15 protein-coding genes and 1 CRISPR repeat array are annotated in these 16,479 nt (G+C 60.0%); all 15 genes read right to left on the reverse strand.

Features of this window, described 5'->3' with window-relative positions; all coding sequences use genetic code 11:
• Positions 1–34: 34 nt before the first annotated feature.
• The 15 genes from cas2 (sS8_RS26785) to cas10 all read right to left on the reverse strand — a co-directional run bounded on the left by cas2 (sS8_RS26785) (position 35) and on the right by cas10 (position 16,476).
• On the reverse strand, positions 35–454 hold the full coding sequence (cas2, locus tag sS8_RS26785; protein WP_119632430.1) for a CRISPR-associated endonuclease Cas2: 420 nt from the start codon (positions 452–454) through the stop codon (positions 35–37).
• Entirely contained in the window at positions 454–1,221 is a 768-nt protein-coding gene (locus tag sS8_RS26790) for a CRISPR-associated endonuclease Cas1 (RefSeq protein WP_170161282.1), read from the reverse strand. Before sS8_RS26790 ends, cas2 (sS8_RS26785) begins: the two co-directional genes overlap by 1 nt.
• Positions 1,218–2,159 carry a CRISPR-associated endonuclease Cas1 gene (gene cas1, locus sS8_RS26795; RefSeq protein WP_119632432.1) on the reverse strand — a complete coding sequence of 314 codons (942 nt, stop codon included), beginning with the start codon at positions 2,157–2,159 and terminating at the stop codon, positions 1,218–1,220. Before cas1 ends, sS8_RS26790 begins: the two co-directional genes overlap by 4 nt.
• A 7-nt stretch (positions 2,160–2,166) precedes the next feature.
• Positions 2,167–2,451, reverse strand: a complete 285-nt coding sequence (gene cas2 / locus sS8_RS26800) for a CRISPR-associated endonuclease Cas2 (RefSeq protein ID WP_119633044.1) — start codon at positions 2,449–2,451, stop codon at positions 2,167–2,169.
• 367 nt (positions 2,452–2,818) lie between these two features.
• Entirely contained in the window at positions 2,819–3,970 is a 1,152-nt protein-coding gene (locus tag sS8_RS26805; protein ID WP_119632433.1) for a Card1-like endonuclease domain-containing protein, read from the reverse strand.
• A gap of 278 nt (positions 3,971–4,248) precedes the next feature.
• Positions 4,249–6,357, reverse strand: coding sequence for a CRISPR-associated ring nuclease (locus sS8_RS26810; RefSeq protein WP_119632434.1), 2,109 nt, complete (start codon positions 6,355–6,357; stop codon positions 4,249–4,251).
• Positions 6,354–6,938 carry a hypothetical protein gene (locus tag sS8_RS26815; RefSeq protein WP_119632435.1) on the reverse strand — a complete coding sequence of 195 codons (585 nt, stop codon included), beginning with the start codon at positions 6,936–6,938 and terminating at the stop codon, positions 6,354–6,356. Before sS8_RS26815 ends, sS8_RS26810 begins: the two co-directional genes overlap by 4 nt.
• Positions 6,935–7,240 carry a CRISPR-associated protein Csx16 gene (gene csx16 / locus sS8_RS26820; RefSeq protein WP_119632436.1) on the reverse strand — a complete coding sequence of 102 codons (306 nt, stop codon included), beginning with the start codon at positions 7,238–7,240 and terminating at the stop codon, positions 6,935–6,937. Before csx16 ends, sS8_RS26815 begins: the two co-directional genes overlap by 4 nt.
• 1,034 nt (positions 7,241–8,274) lie before the next feature.
• Positions 8,275–9,002: direct repeats of the CRISPR family, unit length 36 nt; unit sequence GTCTTAATCCCTTCTTTATCAGGTCTCGATTCAAAC.
• Positions 9,003–9,106: 104 nt separating this feature from the next.
• Positions 9,107–9,589, reverse strand: a complete 483-nt coding sequence (locus tag sS8_RS26830; RefSeq protein ID WP_119633045.1) for a Uma2 family endonuclease — start codon at positions 9,587–9,589, stop codon at positions 9,107–9,109.
• Positions 9,590–9,642: 53 nt separating this feature from the next.
• Positions 9,643–11,313 (reverse strand): type III-A CRISPR-associated RAMP protein Csm5, encoded by a 1,671-nt coding sequence (gene csm5, locus sS8_RS26835; protein ID WP_170161283.1) that lies wholly within the window; start codon positions 11,311–11,313, stop codon positions 9,643–9,645.
• Positions 11,310–12,281, reverse strand: a complete 972-nt coding sequence (gene csm4 / locus sS8_RS28425) for a type III-A CRISPR-associated RAMP protein Csm4 (RefSeq protein ID WP_170161284.1) — start codon at positions 12,279–12,281, stop codon at positions 11,310–11,312. Before csm4 ends, csm5 begins: the two co-directional genes overlap by 4 nt.
• Before the next feature lies 1 nt (position 12,282).
• Positions 12,283–12,492, reverse strand: coding sequence for a hypothetical protein (locus sS8_RS26840; protein WP_145986690.1), 210 nt, complete (start codon positions 12,490–12,492; stop codon positions 12,283–12,285).
• Between the two features lie 16 nt (positions 12,493–12,508).
• Positions 12,509–13,225, reverse strand: coding sequence for a type III-A CRISPR-associated RAMP protein Csm3 (gene csm3, locus sS8_RS26845; protein ID WP_119632439.1), 717 nt, complete (start codon positions 13,223–13,225; stop codon positions 12,509–12,511).
• 50 nt (positions 13,226–13,275) lie between these two features.
• Positions 13,276–13,800: a type III-A CRISPR-associated protein Csm2 gene (gene csm2, locus sS8_RS26850; protein WP_119632440.1), complete on the reverse strand. Its 525-nt coding sequence runs from the start codon at positions 13,798–13,800 to the stop codon at positions 13,276–13,278.
• 12 nt (positions 13,801–13,812) lie between these two features.
• The gene (gene cas10 / locus sS8_RS26855) at positions 13,813–16,476 is read right to left on the reverse strand and encodes a type III-A CRISPR-associated protein Cas10/Csm1 (RefSeq protein WP_119632441.1); all 2,664 of its coding nucleotides are present in this window, start codon (positions 16,474–16,476) and stop codon (positions 13,813–13,815) included.
• Positions 16,477–16,479: the final 3 nt, after the last annotated feature.

Consider the following 16,479-nt stretch of genomic DNA (forward strand, 5'->3'; position numbering starts at 1 on the left):
CCGTCGGGAAAGGATTCCCGACCTACAGGGCGCCTCAGTCGTAGGTCGGCAATCCCTTGCCGACGCAGACGCCGGATCGGGCCGCGACGTCGGGAAAGGATTCCCGACCTTGCGAGCGGCTGTACCGAGGCATGAAAACCCTACCGCCGCAACCTAAGTAAATCCTGACCTTTTCCATCAGCAGCACGCCTTCCGGAAAGAGTTGGAGTCCCAGGCTGACCGTTTCCGGCCGGCTCGGCAGGGGATAGATCCTGACGTCGTCGGCGCGCCTGTCGATGCGGTGCATCAGTCCGGCAATGATGCGGGCGAGTTGCTTGGCCGTCGCCTGCGCCGCGAATACCGAATATTGCACCGGAATGCCGTGCTCCCGAAGAAAGCGATGAACCCGGCCCAGGCGCTTGGGATCGGCGATGTCGTAACAGACCAGATAGCTTTGCGCTCGTCCCTGCGCCATCACCCTATCTCCAGCAGCCAGCCGTGCAGCCGGCCGAGCAGTCCACGAATCAGACGCTCCGTGCGTTCTCGCCGGGCCTCGAAAAAGCCGACAATTTCAAGACGGTCGGGAATATCCAGCCGATCGTCACGGAGCCGGTCTTCGAGCCAGGCCAGCCGCGCCAGCTGAAAATCCCAGAACACAATCGAACTCAGGCCGGTTACCGGATCGAGTTCGCCCATACGCTCCGATTCGGTGGTGATCCCGACATCGGCCAAATGCCGGGTCACCAGGGTCGTCAGCAGGCCGAAAACTTCACCGCCGATACGATCGTAAACCGTAAGCTGACCCATGGCTCTCGCGCCTTCCCGGAACAGACGGCGCAACGCCTTCGCCGACGGCGGGCGGTCGAAAGCGAGGCCGGTGCGGCGGATCACGCTGCGCACCGCCATGCGCTCCATGGCCCCGATCCATTGCAGATACAAATCCCGCCAATCCGGACGCAGCAGAAAATCCAGAAAGCGCTGGCGAAGCTCGCTGCGTTCTCCGGGTTTTCCCGCCACTCTTGCCAAGACCGCACCTTCGTCGTCGATAAAACTGACCGTAATGCGGTTTTCCGCGCAGGCCAGCAGGGCATCGATCGTCCAGTCGATATGCACCGCCGAGACCACGTGCGAAATGCGCTGCAGCGGGAACCAGCGTTCCGCGGCGCCGGAACGGGTAACGCGCAGGGCAGGGCCGTCGAGCTTGACCGCCGTTCCCGAACCTTGCAGATAGAGGGGTTTCACGGCGCCTCCCCGGTCAGGCGGCGCGCGATCAACAGGCTGTAGCGCCGCAACAGCGCGCGCAGAGGGCGAGCGAAGCACTCGTAGCGGCCATAAAAAATTTCCCGGCCATTCTTTTTCAAAAGACACCGGTCGGCCTCGGTTGCAAACGAATCGCCGCGCAGCGCCCGATCGGCGAACAGGCGCCAGACCCAGCGGTCCGCTCTCGGCCGCAGCGGTTCGATCAAATCCGCCGCCAGTGACTCACGGTAATACGCCGGTTCGTGAAAGAAGCCGACATACGGATCCAGTCCCGCGGCATGACAGGCGTTGACGGCCTCGAAATGGAGCAGCGTGTAAGTGAGCGACAGGGCCGCGTTGACCGGGTCCTTCGGTGGCCGGCGATTGCGTCCGGTAAAGCCGAGACCGGCCGGAAAGAGCTGAGTATATGCCGCGAAATAAGCCGCCGCAGCCGCGCCTTCGATGCCCTGCAGCCGTTCCAGCCGCTGCGAGCCCTCGATGCTTGCCAAGGCGCGTTCGAGGCGAGCGATCCCGTCCGTGAGCGGTTTGCGGCAATCGGGCCGGACCGGGAGAGCCGACCGCAGCAGCCGCGCTTGAGCCTTCAATTTGAGCGCCACCAGCCGGCGCGCCCAAGGCAGGCGAAAGTCGTCATCATGGTGCCACCGGTATTGCGCGATGCGCCTGGCGGTATCGCCATGTCCGGTTCCATGCAGAATCGCCGCCGTACGCCCCTGCCGGCCGCTCAGGACCAGAAGGCCGATGCCTTCCTCGGCGAGCAGACCCAGCACCCCGGTGCTGAGCGTCGCCTGGCCGCGGACCACGACCCGCTCGATGACGTTCAGGGGAATCGTAGCGCTCCGGCTGCCGGCTTCATAAAGGCAGAGATGCCGGCCCTCGCGGCGCAATTCGATGTCTTTTCTATCCAGGTAAAGCGTGCCCATTCGATCCTCAGCCGACGTAGAAGAATTCCGGGTCCGCCGGCGGGACCGCAATGCCGAGCACGCGAACCTTCATCCGGGGATCCAGCCGCAAGAGCAGAAAGCGGTCGGCTTCCTCGTCGATCACGTCCTTGATCTCGTCGATCAATTGACGCTTCTCGGCCATGGTCAGGAAACACTCGAAAACCGATTTCTGCCCGCCGGTGGAATAGTTGCGCAGCACGAAAAGAGCCTTGCGCAGGCGGGCATCGTCCGAGATGTCGTAGGCGGCGATGTAAAGCGACCGTTTGCTCATGGCCGCTACTGTAATGTCGCGCGGAAAGGAGGGGGCGTCTCGCAAGCTTGCGGGCGGGCGGCCGATTAGCGGGGCGGGGAGCGGCGCCTCGTAGGATGCGGTGAGGTACGAGCCGCATCGTTCGAGTTGCTTCGACCATTGACAATAGTATCCATAGGTCGACCATCCTTTGCCGGCGACGATGGTTGATCGACGCTCCATGTCGGAAAAGGATTTCCGACCTACGAATTCGTTGGAATTGAGTTGGCTAAACCCTTCCTTATCAGGTCTCGACTCAACGACTGGCGTCTAAAACAACTTTATATTCAAAAGTTTGTAATGTGTTTTGCAGAAAAATTGGCTTGCTGAAAAGTTAGCATCGGGCGATTCAACCAATCCATCGGCGCAATTTATCTTTCAAGGTTTTCAATTCCGTACCGGCGCAAGTTGTAATCCGGTAGGCACTGGCGCGTTCCTGAATCGCGCGGGATAGCGGTTGATAACTGACCAGCATGGCTCTGGCCTGGAGACCGCCCAGGAGGTTGGAAAGCGCTTCGAGCCGGTAAATCGCGTCGGCGCCTGCGCCGCCGGTTTCGCGTTCGCCGTTGAAACGGCGGGTTTTGCACTCGATGACGTACAGCCGGTTTTCCGCGAGAAAAGCGACGTCCAACTCGTTGTGAATCGGCTCCCCGCCGTTTTGCCGCACGACTTCCAGCCCTCGGCCGATGTCCTGTATCGCCCTGAGTTCGCCCTTGAGGCTCTGGACCGCGCTGTACACGTACTGCTCCAGCCATCCGCCATTGGCAAAAAAGCGGGCGTCCGCGTCGGCGAAAAGAAGGCGTCCGTGCTTCTTCATGACCAGCTGCTCGGTTTCGAACCAGCCGAGCAGGGCCTTGAATTCTTCGCGCTCGAGTTGGCCCGGACCGAGTTCATCCGAGATCGGCGGCTCGCGCCCTTCCGCCGACATTGCCGCCCAATTCAGGGTTCCAAGGGCGCCTTGATATCGATCAATGTGCCGGACGAGCCCTTCGGCCAGCATCCGCAAGCGCTCGGGCATGCCGAAATGCGCGGGCCGTTCGCCCAGTTGGGCGCCATGGGCCTGGAAAAAAGCCTTGAGCTTGATGCGATTGGCGAGTTCCCGAGAATGCCGGTTGGCGGGATGCATCCAGATCAGACGGTCCTGTTCGGGATGTACGTAAAAGATGGGCAGATCGGCGGTGCGGAACACCTCATAGGCCGCGATAGCCATGGGCTTGGTTCCCCCGGTGACGTTCAGCGCGAGGTTCTCGTGTTCGTGTTCGGCCACGAAGGTCAGCAGCCGTTCGCGTAGGGCCTCGATGTCGTAGGCATTGTCGATCGCGACTTGGCTCACCGAAACGCCGGCCGGCAGCAGAACCGCCTTGAGCCAATCGGCCCGCTGCGCCATGTCGGGACTCACCAGCATGACGATATGCCTGGGCTTGATGTCGGGATCGAGTACCGGAGTGATGTTCGGCGTCGGTTGTCCGGATACGAGAATCACATGAATATCTATAGCCATAATACAGTTCTTTTCAAAAACACGATCTCGTGCAATGCGGATCCAACGATGCGGTTCCCTCCGGTCACCACATCCTACGTCGTAGGGTGTGGCGAGAAACGAACCGCACCGATCGGCCGCGCCAGATGCGGTTCCCTCCGGTCACCACATCCTACATCGTAGGGTGTGGCGAGAAACGAACCGCACCGATCGGCCGCGCCAGATGCGGTTCCCTCCGGTCACCACATCCTACATCGTAGGGTGCGGTGAGGAACGAACCGCACCGATCACGCCGCGATTCAACCCCCAAACCGATCGAGCACCTGCCGGTATATCGAATCGTCCACCCGTTTCAGCAGGGTTTCCTTTTCCTGGCTCGGCAGGAATGCGTGGACGAACGCTTGCTTGATCATGGCCAAGGCGTCCCAGCAACTGAGTTTGTCGTCGCCGACCATGCGCGCGGCGGTCAGGTATTCGCCGGTCAGCGTGGTGCGGCTGATGCCGGGGTTGTCCGTGCACAGCGTTAGCGGGAGTCCCGCCTGCCAGAGTTTCCAGAGTGGGTATTCGCGGCAGTCCGCCGTTTCCGGGTACGCCGGATCGCGGTAACCCACGACCTCCCTATTCGAACTGGGGCAAAGCTCCAGGCAGATGCTCCTGTCGCGGAAGCGCTGGGCGAGTCGGGCGTGATCGCCGATGGTCAGGCCGTGGCCGATCCGGTCGGCATGGAGATGGTAGGCCGCTTTCCAGATTTGTTCCGCGGTTTCGCCCTCGCCGGCATGGATGGTCAGCGGCAGGCAGATTTCGAAGGCACGGGCGAAGGCATTCGCGGCATCGGGAGGCAGCGCTTGTGTCTCGTCGCCCGCCATGTCGAGCCCGACCACGAAATCCGGCAGGCGCTCCTTCGCCCGAACCGCCAGGTCGATCACCTCGGGAAGCCTATCGTGTTGGCGCCGGTCGGCGATGAGTATGAACCGGAACAAGGGTCGCGGACCGTGCGGCAAGCTTGCCGCGGCGGCTTGCAAGGCGGCGGCCAGATGCTCCAGGAACAGCAGTCCGTCGCCGTATTTGTGCGGACTCCCGCGCAGCTCGACATAGGCCAAGCCCTCGGCCCGGGCCTGGCGCACGAGACAATCCGCGTACGGCTCGATCGCGGCGGTATGCGACAGGATCGCCGAGCCGGACAGTTCGCCCGGCCGCTCGTAGGCCGCGAAGCCGAGCGGATGACGCGATTTGAGCGCGACCCGCGGTTCGGTGGCGTCGAACAGGTTGCCGGTCAGCCGGTCGGGGTCGGCATGGACGAGCAGGGCGGCGGTCCAATGCGGCCTCGGGATGTCGGGTGCGGTCAATCGTTTCGGCCAGTCCGAGGGCCAGAGGGTTTGTTCCAGCAGCGGCGCGACATGGTCGAGCGCGCGCCCGCGCGCGGAAGCATTCAAGGCTTCCCAAACCGCGAGGCCGGCCGTGCGCTGGTCGTCGAGATCGAGACAGCCGCCGATGTGCCGGTGCAAGTCCGCCTTGGGCAGCGTTCGAAGCCAGTCGGCCAGATCCGGATTCAACGCCCGCGTCCGCAAGGTTTCGATGACGCGCGGGGGCAGCCGATAAACGCTGCGCCAGTTCTCGTGGTGTTCAGCCTCGCCGAGGGCTCTCAGATAATTGCCGAGCAACTGGCTCCCGGCCGCTTCGCGCCTTCGGATTTCATCGCAAAGCGAGGGGCCTTCCGTGTGTTCCCAGGGCAGCGGCGCGCCGGGTTCGGCCAGAGGTAAGGGAAAACCGCGACTAGAAACCGCGCCGCGGCCATCGAGTTCGACATCCAGCAGCTCGCTGCGCCGACCGACTCCCGCCACCAGCGGTACCACCGTGGGGACGATCTCGGCCGGCAGCTCGCGGGTGAAAAATTCGACGGTCGGTTCCCTAAGCAGTTTCGGCAACGGCTCTTGGCCGACCACATGAATCAGCGCGTCGCAGCCAAGCACGGAACCCGCCCATTGCAGATCGGCGCTCATGGTCTTGCGCCCTCCGGCCAGCGAAAATACGACCTGGCCGTCTCCAGCGCGCTCATGCGCCAGAAGGCAAAGGCGCAACAGCACTTCGCGGAACCGCTCGCACTCGACCTGGCTGGCGAGCTGGTTGGTTCCTTCGGCCTGCCAGATCCGGAGCGTTGGCGGGTGTTCCAACCGAGCGTGCCAATCGAGCAATGCCGCGATACCTTCCTCGGGTTTTTCGCCCTGCGTGGTGCAGACCCAGATTTCATCCGGTGCTTCGAGCCGATGCTCGTCGCGTTGGCCGTCGAAGTCGGCGCGTTGAGGATGGCGGCGGTAGAGCGGCAAGCGGTCCGGGGCGAGAAAGCCGTAGACTTCGGGAATCACCGCCCACGACGCGCCCAGCGTGCACAGAAGAATGTTCGTTTTCATGCGGAATTGCGAATCAGAAAATCGGCGGCGAGCCGGCTCCACAACTCGAAGCGCGGATCGTCCGCGATCCGCTCGGCCGGGACGAAGCCGATGCCTTTCAATCCCTGGCCTTCCACCGGTCGTGGCGGTTCATCCTCGGACCAGGACAAGACGTAAAGCAAACCAATATGCACCCGTCCGACCGCCGAGAGTCCTTCGTAAATCCAGGCGGCCGGTTCCGGGACGGCGATGTCCGACCGCAACTGAAGCTCCTCCCGCAACTCGCGGCGAAGTGCCCGTTCGGCCATGGCCCCGATCGATTCCGCCGCGTCCGCTTCATCGACATGCCCGCCGACGCCGGCGCTGAGCCCGTCCCGCAGCCGGGCATCGCCGCCGTTTCGCGCATAGCACCAGATGTCACGCGAGCGACTTCGGAGCAGCGCGTACGGAATGATTTGCAGAAAGCGCTCGTCGGTTTCGGCTTCGGAACGCGGCCGCCAGGCCCATTCGCCGGAGCAGGGCCGGTCGGACAGACGCCAGGCACCGGTTTCCGGCAAGGGTGGCCATGCGGCGCGGGGAACGACCAGGATGCGCTCGCTCAAGGGGTTTCCCCTCCGGCCTCGACCACTCGATATTCGACGATGCGGGCGCCGAAACGCCGGAGATCCTCGGCCGACAGCTCGCGCCCCCGCCATTCCGGCGGTATTTCCAGGGCCAGATGAAAATAACGCGCGCCGAGCGCGCACACCTCCGCCGCCAAATGGACGGGCAGGGTGCCGATCACGCAATCCCCGGCTTTCACCTCCGCGATGTCCATGTGCGCCAATTGCCGGTCGACGGCAATTCCGCTCTCGCGCGCCCATTCGACGGCGCCGGGATGACGGGTTACGAAATATGTCGTCATAGGTAATACATGCTCAGTGGGAATATCCAATGAGTTCGGTCTTATTCATTGTTTCATTGATTTACTAATGGTCAAGAAAGTAAAGTCGCAAGAGCTCCCTCTCCGTCCGGGACAAATCGGCAGGGCGAGTCGCAACGCGACGAGCGGGCAGGCCAGGGATGGGCTGCCCCGGACTCGCCAGCGAAGCGGGACAGCGTAGCGTGGCGAGGCCGGTTTGCACGCGCGAGCGCCGCTTGCGGCTCCGCACAGGGAATGTGCGGAGTGATTGGGTTGGGGTGAGGGCGATTCGAATAGGACTTTATTTTCTTTTCGCACAGCAATAACCCTTAGAGGGCACCTCGAAAAACCTGTTCCGTTCATGCTTCGATGAGCTCGGCACGAACGGAACATATTGATTTTCATAGCTCCGTTCGCACTGAGCTTGTCGAAGTGCGGGGTTTTCGAGGTGCCTTAGAGGGCATGCCGAGAAACAAGCGTATCTTTCGCGAACGATGCCCGTCCTGAGCCCGGTCGAAGGGCCTGTCCCGAATCCGGTCGAAGACCGGTTCCCTGAAGTCAACGCATCCGCATCCCGCCGCTTTGAATACTCCCCGGCTTTCGGCTTTTTTCATGTGCTTTCCCGTGGAAGGCTTTTCGTTATGCGGTCTCGGTTCAAATCCGCCACGACCGGCAGACCGTAGGATGCGGTGAGGCACGAACCGCATCTTTCGAGTTTCGACGTTCCCGAAGGCACTGTTTGCGATTGGAAGGGTGGCTCCGGTGCTCCCGGAGACACCGTTTGCGATTGGAAGGGTGGCTCCGGTGCTCCCGGAGACACCGTTTGCGATTGGAAGGGTGGCTCCGGTGCTCCAGGAGACACCGTTTGCGATTGGAAGGGTGGCTTCGGCGCTCCCGAAGACACCGTTTGCGATTGGAAGGGTGGCTTCGGCGCTCCCGAAGACACCGTTTGCGATTGGAGACGCATCGGTCGAGAACGGGAACGATGCGGTTCCCTCCGGTCACCGCATCCTACGGCTTTTTTATTCATGTTCTTTATGGATACCCCTTCTTTATCAGGTCTCGATTCAAACCATCTTCTCAGACCGGGAGCATGAGCGTGCTGTGTCTTAATCCCTTCTTTATCAGGTCTCGATTCAAACGCCCTGTTGTGCTGGCAGCACGGCAAAGCATCCGTCTTAATCCCTTCTTTATCAGGTCTCGATTCAAACCGAAAGCTAGCGCAGACAGCTAGAACGAATAGTGTCTTAATCCCTTCTTTATCAGGTCTCGATTCAAACCCATCCGGAAGTCTAAGAGCCCAATGGCCAAGGAGTCTTAATCCCTTCTTTATCAGGTCTCGATTCAAACGCAATGTGGGAAGGAACATAACCGGAAACGGTTTGTCTTAATCCCTTCTTTATCAGGTCTCGATTCAAACGGTATGGCGAACGTGAATAGCATTGCAGGGCTCCGTCTTAATCCCTTCTTTATCAGGTCTCGATTCAAACCAACGGTGCGATGTACCTGGCCCCCGCGATCAGTCTTAATCCCTTCTTTATCAGGTCTCGATTCAAACCCGGAAGGGCGATGAATACGCCCTCCAGACTTCGGTCTTAATCCCTTCTTTATCAGGTCTCGATTCAAACGTGGCGGTATTGGGGTATGTTGACGCATGGTTGGTCTTAATCCCTTCTTTATCAGGTCTCGATTCAAACAAGAAAAATATTGGTTTTCGAACGGTTTCCATGTCTTAATCCCTTCTTTATCAGGTCTCGATTCAAACGGCTTGTGTCTAAAACACCTCCATATTCAATAGTTTACAAAGGGGGTTGCAGAAAAATCGGCTTGCCGAAAAGTTAGCGTCGAGCGACGGCGATTTTCGGAGCGTCATGCGGGCAACTCGACACGGGTCGGAAATTCGGGCGCCAGGGTGCTGTGTTCGAGCCGGGCGTGGTTGTTGTAGAACAGCATTTCGCCGTCTTCCCGGCACACCCAGAATTCGCGCGCGCCACGGGCGAAATAAAGTTCCTTCTTTTCCTCCGTTTCGGCCCGGCCGTTTGACGGCGAAAGCACTTCGACCACGATTTCAGGGGCTTCCGGGGAAGGATTGGCCAAACCGCGGTGGGCGAAAAACTCCGCGCTGGCCCAAACCGCGTCGGCCACTTTTACGCCCTCGGAGGTTTGTACGCTGCACTCGGACAATACCCGTCCGTGGGGAAGATGTTGCCTCAGCAGGTTCAAAATCTCGCCTTGGAGCCGGGAACGTTTGTCGGTGGCCGGACTCATGACGATATGCCCCCAGCGGTCGGTTTCGAATTTGAAGGGAAGGTCCTTGAATAACGGGTTATCGCAGATGTCTTGCCAGTTCATGACGTGTTCTCCGCTGACGGAAGAATCCGATAAATAGAATCGGTGCAAGCTCATCATGGCGCCATGAGACTGCGCAAGAGTTTTTTGCGCTTGCCGTCGTCCTTGCGGATGCCGAGCCAGTCGAATATCTCGACGGCTACGGGGTGCAAGGCCTGGCGGTCGGATTCGTCCCAATTCGCCGTCTCCTGGATCAGATTTCGTAAGCGGTCGTACAACTGGCTGCCGGGACCTTTGCCCTTATTGCCGGCAGTCATTTCGCCACGCAGGGTTTCGGTCCTCTGCTGGTTTTCCGACATGGCCGCGAGACGGGCGGCTTGGGCTTCCGCTTTTGCGGTCTCTTCGGCGGCTTGCCGCCGCGCGTCGGCTTCGGCTCGGGAGCGTTCGGCCCGCAGCCGCTCGGCCTCGGATTTCCGCTTTTGTTCCTGTTCCAGTCGATCGTAGGCCGCTTGCGCGGTGCGCCGGAGGAAGGCGTGCGTTTCACGCAGGCCGGCATCGTCGAGTTCAACCAGTATCCAGCCGAAGGGGAGCATGGCGCCCGTCTGGTCTTTGGCATCGGCGGCAAGCCATAGCGTGGTTGCGTGGTCAAGATATTTGGGCGGTTGACCTTGCTTCTGCATGATTTCGATACAGCGCACGCTGTCTAACGTGGTGTGCTCAGCCCCCGAGTGCTTGCCAATACGGAGGAGAAATATTTGTCCGCGATTTCGCGCTTCCTTTAGTTCGCCGGACAGTAGCTTTCTCAAAGAGTTGATCCAATCAGTATCGGCGTACTGCAGGTCTTGCAGCGCGTCGAGTTCGTTGTGCAAACGTGGGAAATAGTAGTCGTTACAGACTTCGGCTAGGTCCGAGACGCTCTCGAAGGGAAGCTTGTTTTGCCAGCGACTCAATTCCCTGCTCGACAGAAGGGTCAATTCCGTTTGAAAGCTGCGACTGCGATGGGCGCCCAGGCACTCAAGCAAGGTGTATAAATCCCGCTCTTCGGCCATTGACTTTTTCTTTGAGCGTCCTTTCTTTCGATTGACCGCATATCTGATTTCCAGTCCATCCAATCCGTCCGGATGGTGATATGGCGCATCTCCGATCTTGAGCAGTCGTAAAGGGTCTTCGGTGACATGACTGTATTTCAGTAACTTACCTGGAACATCCCGGCCTGTCAGCCGTAGATTGCGCTGAACGTTCCGTTTCGCCGCACGCTGATCCGTTGCGTTTTCATAGCTATGGACGGCGTCGTTCACTGCCTTCTTTAGGTGATCGGCGTACTGCCGGTCCTTTTTCAGACATGTGTCCAGAATCGCGGTCCGTATTGCCCCTTTGAGGCTACTGCCTGGAATGTAAGGTCGTTGTGTGTGGAGGTTGAAGGTATTGCGCTGGATTGCAAGTTTGTTCGTATCTTTTTTTCCTTCAATGCTGTCTCGATAGAATCCCTCCAAGGCGGGCGAAACCGGCATGGCATGTTGCGCATAAGTCTTGAGTAACGCGCGTTTGTCGTGGATGAACTTTTGCATCCGACGGATGGCGGCCTGACCTTCGCGAATTTCCGCCAATTTAGCAAGCTCATGTAGCTCCGCTGGTTTCAATGCTTCCAACAACTGCAACTCCCCGAAATAGTGCAGGTAACCCTCGTCGATGACGTAATTGGTGGGGTAATAATCTTCGCCGCTGCCGATGTGCACCGGGGTGAGCGTCGAGATGTAAACGGTTTGGGTGTTTAAGAAAGAACTCACTGTGCTTCCTCCCATTGCACGCCGAAGACCGGGGCGTAGCCTTGATGGACCGCGGTGCCGATCGCTTTGGAAACGCCGCCGATGCCCCGTCCCGTGATACGGGCGGAGGGCTCGAAGATCGCGGGTGTGAGGATGGCGAAACTGTCGGCCGTCAACACCGGGTTCTTGAACGGCTTCCCGCCGAGCACGGCGCGGTCGCCGTGGCGGCCGAAGCGGGTGAAGGTTTCGTAGTAACAACGCTCGGCTTTCCATTGCTGCCCTTGGGGAGCGCTGGGCGCCAGGGTCAGCCAGGCGTTCGGGGCGGCAGGACGTGGCGGGTCATAAGGCGCCGCTTTCAGAACCTCGAGCTTGCCGAGTCCGCTGGAGGCGTCCTTGCCGTAGCCCTGCTGGCCTACGGCCATGAGAGCTTCACTCAGGTTCTCAAGCGTGAAGTCGAGGCGGTTTTCATCCAGCGCCGCGTAAATCGACAAACGCACCTCGGGGTGATACCAGGTCAGCGCCCGATCGTACGGCGCGAACCCGGTTTCACCGGCCCCGGTGGTGCCGGTCAGTCGGTTCAGGCTGTTGTGAGTGCGGTTTTCGTGGCGGAGAAACGGCCCCTTCAGTTGCAGCCGGTCCATCATGTCGGCTTCGCTCAGTGCTTCCTGCCCCCAGGCGCCGACCGGCTTCGTCAACACGTCCTCCGGCAGCCAGCGCCGGGCCTTGATCTGCTTGCGTTCCCTGGGGTTTTCCGTATCGAGACCGAGCAGATGCGGAGGGGCGGCGGGGCGAGCTAGGAAACCCTCCGGCACGGGGTCCGAAAGCACCAGGAACGGCCGGAAATCGGTGTAGCCTTGCAGGAGTTCGATCAGCCTGGCTTCGCCCCAAAGATTACGGATCGCCCAGCAGCACTGGCCGAACAGGGTGTCGCCCTTGAGCGGCGTGGCGAAGGCGGTTCCGGGATGTATCAGAATGCGGTAAAGCTTCACGTCAAGTCTCCCAGTGTTCCCGCGTGAGCGGATCGCCTTCCCAAGCTCCGGCCGTCGCTTCGAAGAAGCCGACAGGCCAGCCGTGGCCGTCCTTTTCCACGGGACCTTCTTCCAACGGACGAAAAGTGATTTCTACGCGCTTGTGCCGAAATTCCGATGGCACGGGGACGGTTTCCGGCGCAGCGTCGATGATTTGACGGACGGTGTTCATTCGGATCGCCTCCAATTCAAAACAGCGTTTCGGGTAAATCGAATGCCTGCCCGTTGAGCGTTAGACCGTCGAATTCAATCTTGCCATACCCTCGCGAACCGGACCCGCCGATGCCGTCGAGCGTCAGCATTTTGAGGCCGATTTTCACCAGGTCCAGCAGGTCGGTATCGTTTTCGTCCAGCACCTTCAGGTTAAGCCTGAAGGTGAATTTCGCTCCCGCCGGAACACGCTCCGTTTGGCGGGGATTATCGGCCACGCCGGTGATGCGGTTGATGCTGTTTTCGCTCTTGGCTTCGGTGTAGAGATAGTTATTGTCACGAACGAATTGCCGATGTTCCTCGGTCAGATTGCAGTCCCAGAACGCCATGCGGGTCGGGCCGTATTTTTCCGCCGCGTCTCCGGCGTCGCCGGAAATGCCGAAAAGACGGATGATGGCTTCGGCATCTCGGCGCTGACGCTCGTTCATATCCTTCAAATGGTCCACGGAAACCGGCTTGCCCGGATTGCCTTTCTTGTCCTTGCAAAGCGCGACAATACCCGCGCGCCATTCCAGCAGGCTGCGCATCTTGCCCTTGAGGCTGGAGCCGGGAATGTAGGGTTCCTGGGTATAGGGATGCTTGATGACAGGGTTGTCCATCCCGCCGATGTGCATTTCTTCGTTGCCGGCGCCAATGCGTAGGCCGGTCAGGAGTTTGATTTCGCCGCTGATCTGGTTGATGGCTTTGAGTTGCATGAGCGTTTCCCCGGGTTATTTCGGACCGTATAGCTTGTAGAAACTTGCGATCAATGGGATTGTCGGGCGGTCGCGTCTTGGTATTTCGGACCGTATAGCTTGTAGAAACCCATGAAGGCTTCCATGAACAATTTGAAGTTCTTGAATGCTTCGGGCTTGTCCGGTTCGAGCTGACGCAAGCCATGCCGCAGTAACGTCAGAAAATTCTGGTCTATCAGTTCGCGGGACTCCGCATAGGCCGCCTTGGCGTTGAGCATCTTGATGAGCGGCAGGTATTGGGTGCCGTAAATCCTGATTCGCTCGTCCTCCTTCAGCTGGCGTATCCGCTGGTCCCACATGACAATCTCGTCGTAGAAGCGGCGGAGCTGGGTGGATTTGTTCTTGTCTCTCTTGCTGGCTTTTGCCGATTTCGCGATTTCCTCGGCCGCGCGTTCGGCGGTCGCGTCGAACAAGTCTCCGTTCGGGTTCGCGACGTCGATCTGCTTCAGGATTTCTTCCAGTTCCCTTGACGGCCCCCTATCCTGATTTTGTCTGCCGCCGCTCTGCTGCGGCCTGCTTTTGTCGTAATAGCTCATGGGTTCCCCCCTTTAGTCACGTTGTTGATACAGATACAAATGCAGGGCGATCTTGTAAGCCGCCCCGTATTGACGTATGCCGGATTCGATTTCGGCGATAATTCGGTTGTGCATGGCGTTTTGCTCTTCGGCGCTCTGTTTCCTTTCGCTTTTCACCATGCGCCATGTCCGGTAATACAGAAAAGAGCGCCACCGGGCCTTGGCCGGGTCCGTCGCCATGCCTTCGGCCAGATCCGCCAGCCCGAGCAAGCCGTACAGATAGGCGGTCGAAAGCCGGTATTCCCCCGCCAACCCGGCCAGCCGTTCATAACATCCCCATAGGGCGTCCATCTCGTCCCAGCCCACGGTTTGTCCGAAGCAGGTGAGGGCGTTTTTGCCCGGTATTTCTTCGTCGCCGCGGCGGTGCTTCTTGGCGTCTTCCAATGCATCCTCGCTGCCTTCGGCAAGGTAATGGATAGGCACCGCCGGCTTGGTCACGGCGAGGCCGGCCGAGAAATGGAGTTCCGGGTTTTCCGCGACGTAGCGCCCGAATTGCCGACGCATCCGATGCGCCAGCTCCACCTGGCTTTTCCAAGGGCCGATCAGGAAAAAATCGTCGCCTCCGGCGAACACGGTGTAGCTGTTCCGGTATTCCGTACGGCACAGCCACGGCAGGTAGACGGCGAAGAAATTGTTCACCTGCCGAGATAGTGCCGCCATCTTGGCGAAGGTCGGCTGCTTCAGTCCTCGCTGGAAAATGGCGCCGAGGTCGTCGATGTCGCCTTTTAGGGTATGCAGCGCCGTCACGCCGCGAAATTCCCGGCGTTCGTCCAGGTCTTCGCAGGCGATGTGGTGGAGGGTTTTCAGATCGCCGGCGGCAGGATCGTCCTCGTCTTTCAGGTTGTTCTGAATTCGGTCGTAACGCGGATCTTTCCATTCCAGGTCTTCGAATACCGGCACGTAGCCGCGAATGTTGCGCCGGGCATAGCCGTTCCAAAGCGGCCGGGCGGGGTTCGGATCGGGCAGCGAAAAATCGAACAGTCGCCGGATATTGCCGTTCTTGACTTCCGCGCCGAAGCGCCCGGATGCCTCCTCGTTGCCGGTGAAGTGCACGTAATAGTCGAAGATCGGCAGGTCCAGCGTGCGGTTGTCCTGCAGCTTCGCGATGCTGAGGATCAGCCTTTCGCACTTCACCAGCAATTCGCCGGCTTTGATCTGGTCCGCCGCGAGCCGGCTGAGCCGAACGCCGTTCCTCTCGACTTCGGCCGGGGCGCGGTCGTTTACGGCGCAAGCACCCCACTCGTTATTGAAACCGTCAAGATAGTTTTCGAACACGGGGTTCAGATCGCCCCCGCCGCACAAATCGAAATGCCTGTATTTCGCCCGCTCCAGATTCCGATGCAGCTTCTTCATGAGCGCGGCAAAGCGGCTTTCGCCTTCCTTCCCGCCGAGAAAGTCGTTGCAGCAGGCCGGTTCGAAAGCTAGGCCGAGTCCGGCTTCTCCGTAGCTGTGTTTCAAGAACCACGTGTCGAAAGTTTTCTGGACTTCGGCGAGACGGGTTCTGGTTTCATCGGTATTGGGCGCGACGATGAGGAACTTTCCGGCAGCGTTGGTTATCTGGCTGGTGGAGGGCAATTGCAACTCGTCCAGCACCTTGAGCGCCGCGCATTCGGTAATCAGCGAAACATAGAACGAACGGCCGCGCAGCAACTTGGCGGCGTTCTTCTTGGTCTCGCCGCCGCCGGCGAAGATGAATTTCTGGATGCCGAAGAAATCGCCCTGTATCAGCAGAAATTTCGGTTCGTCCCAATCGTCCCGGCCGCGCAGCCGCGCCAGGCGTTCGGCGGGGTCGTGGCCTTGATCGGCGTGATAGCGCCATAGCGCCACGGCCAGGGCTGCCGTGGTCTTGGAATGATCGTACAGCGGCACTTCCGGCTTGACGTTGAAAGCCGTGGCTGAGGGAATGGCATGGGTGTAGGTCTGCCAGAGGGTATCGAAATGATCCAGCCACAAGGGCAAACTGTGGCGGTGAGATTCGGGTATGGCTCCAAGGCTCTTCATGAAGCCGTCCCAGAGACCGGCATATTCCCGTTGCGCCGCGGCATCGTTATCCGGTTCGCTAGTCTCGCGCTTTTCCGGAAACAGGCTTTCGGGACTGAGGGGGCGCAACGGATAGCGATAGGCGAATCGGTCCGGGGAGTCCGATTCCAGCCGGATTTGCTCGAACAATGTCAGCAGCCGCGCCTGGTAATGGTTCTTGCCGGTGGAGGTCTTTTCCTCGGCTCGGTTGTAGTTCTCGAATTGCTCCCGCTCGAAGCCGGAGGCTACTCGGTCGGCGGTGGCGATGATCCATTGCAGGAAGGTTTGCGGCCGGTGATGCTTTGCGGCGGCGTTGACCAGCGAGTCGTCCACGTCGCGGGATTTCCAGTCGGCGAACGGCGCCATGGCCCATCCCTTGAGCGGCGGCAAGCCTTCGTTCTCCAGCCAGTCCACCGCGAGGGCGGTATAGGCCGCATGTTTGTGGCTGTACCAGAACCCTCCGCCCGGCCTTTCGTGGCGCGGGCAATAGAGTTGCAGGTGGGTTTCCAGCACGGTGTCATCGACATGCGGCGAAGCACGCTCCGCGAATTTCCCCAAGTCGTGCAGAAACGCTGCCAGGGCCACGCGGGCCGAGGCTTCCAGTCGTTCGGAATTCATCCG

It is taken from the genome of Methylocaldum marinum (assembly GCF_003584645.1).
Lineage (GTDB): Bacteria > Pseudomonadota > Gammaproteobacteria > Methylococcales > Methylococcaceae > Methylocaldum > Methylocaldum marinum.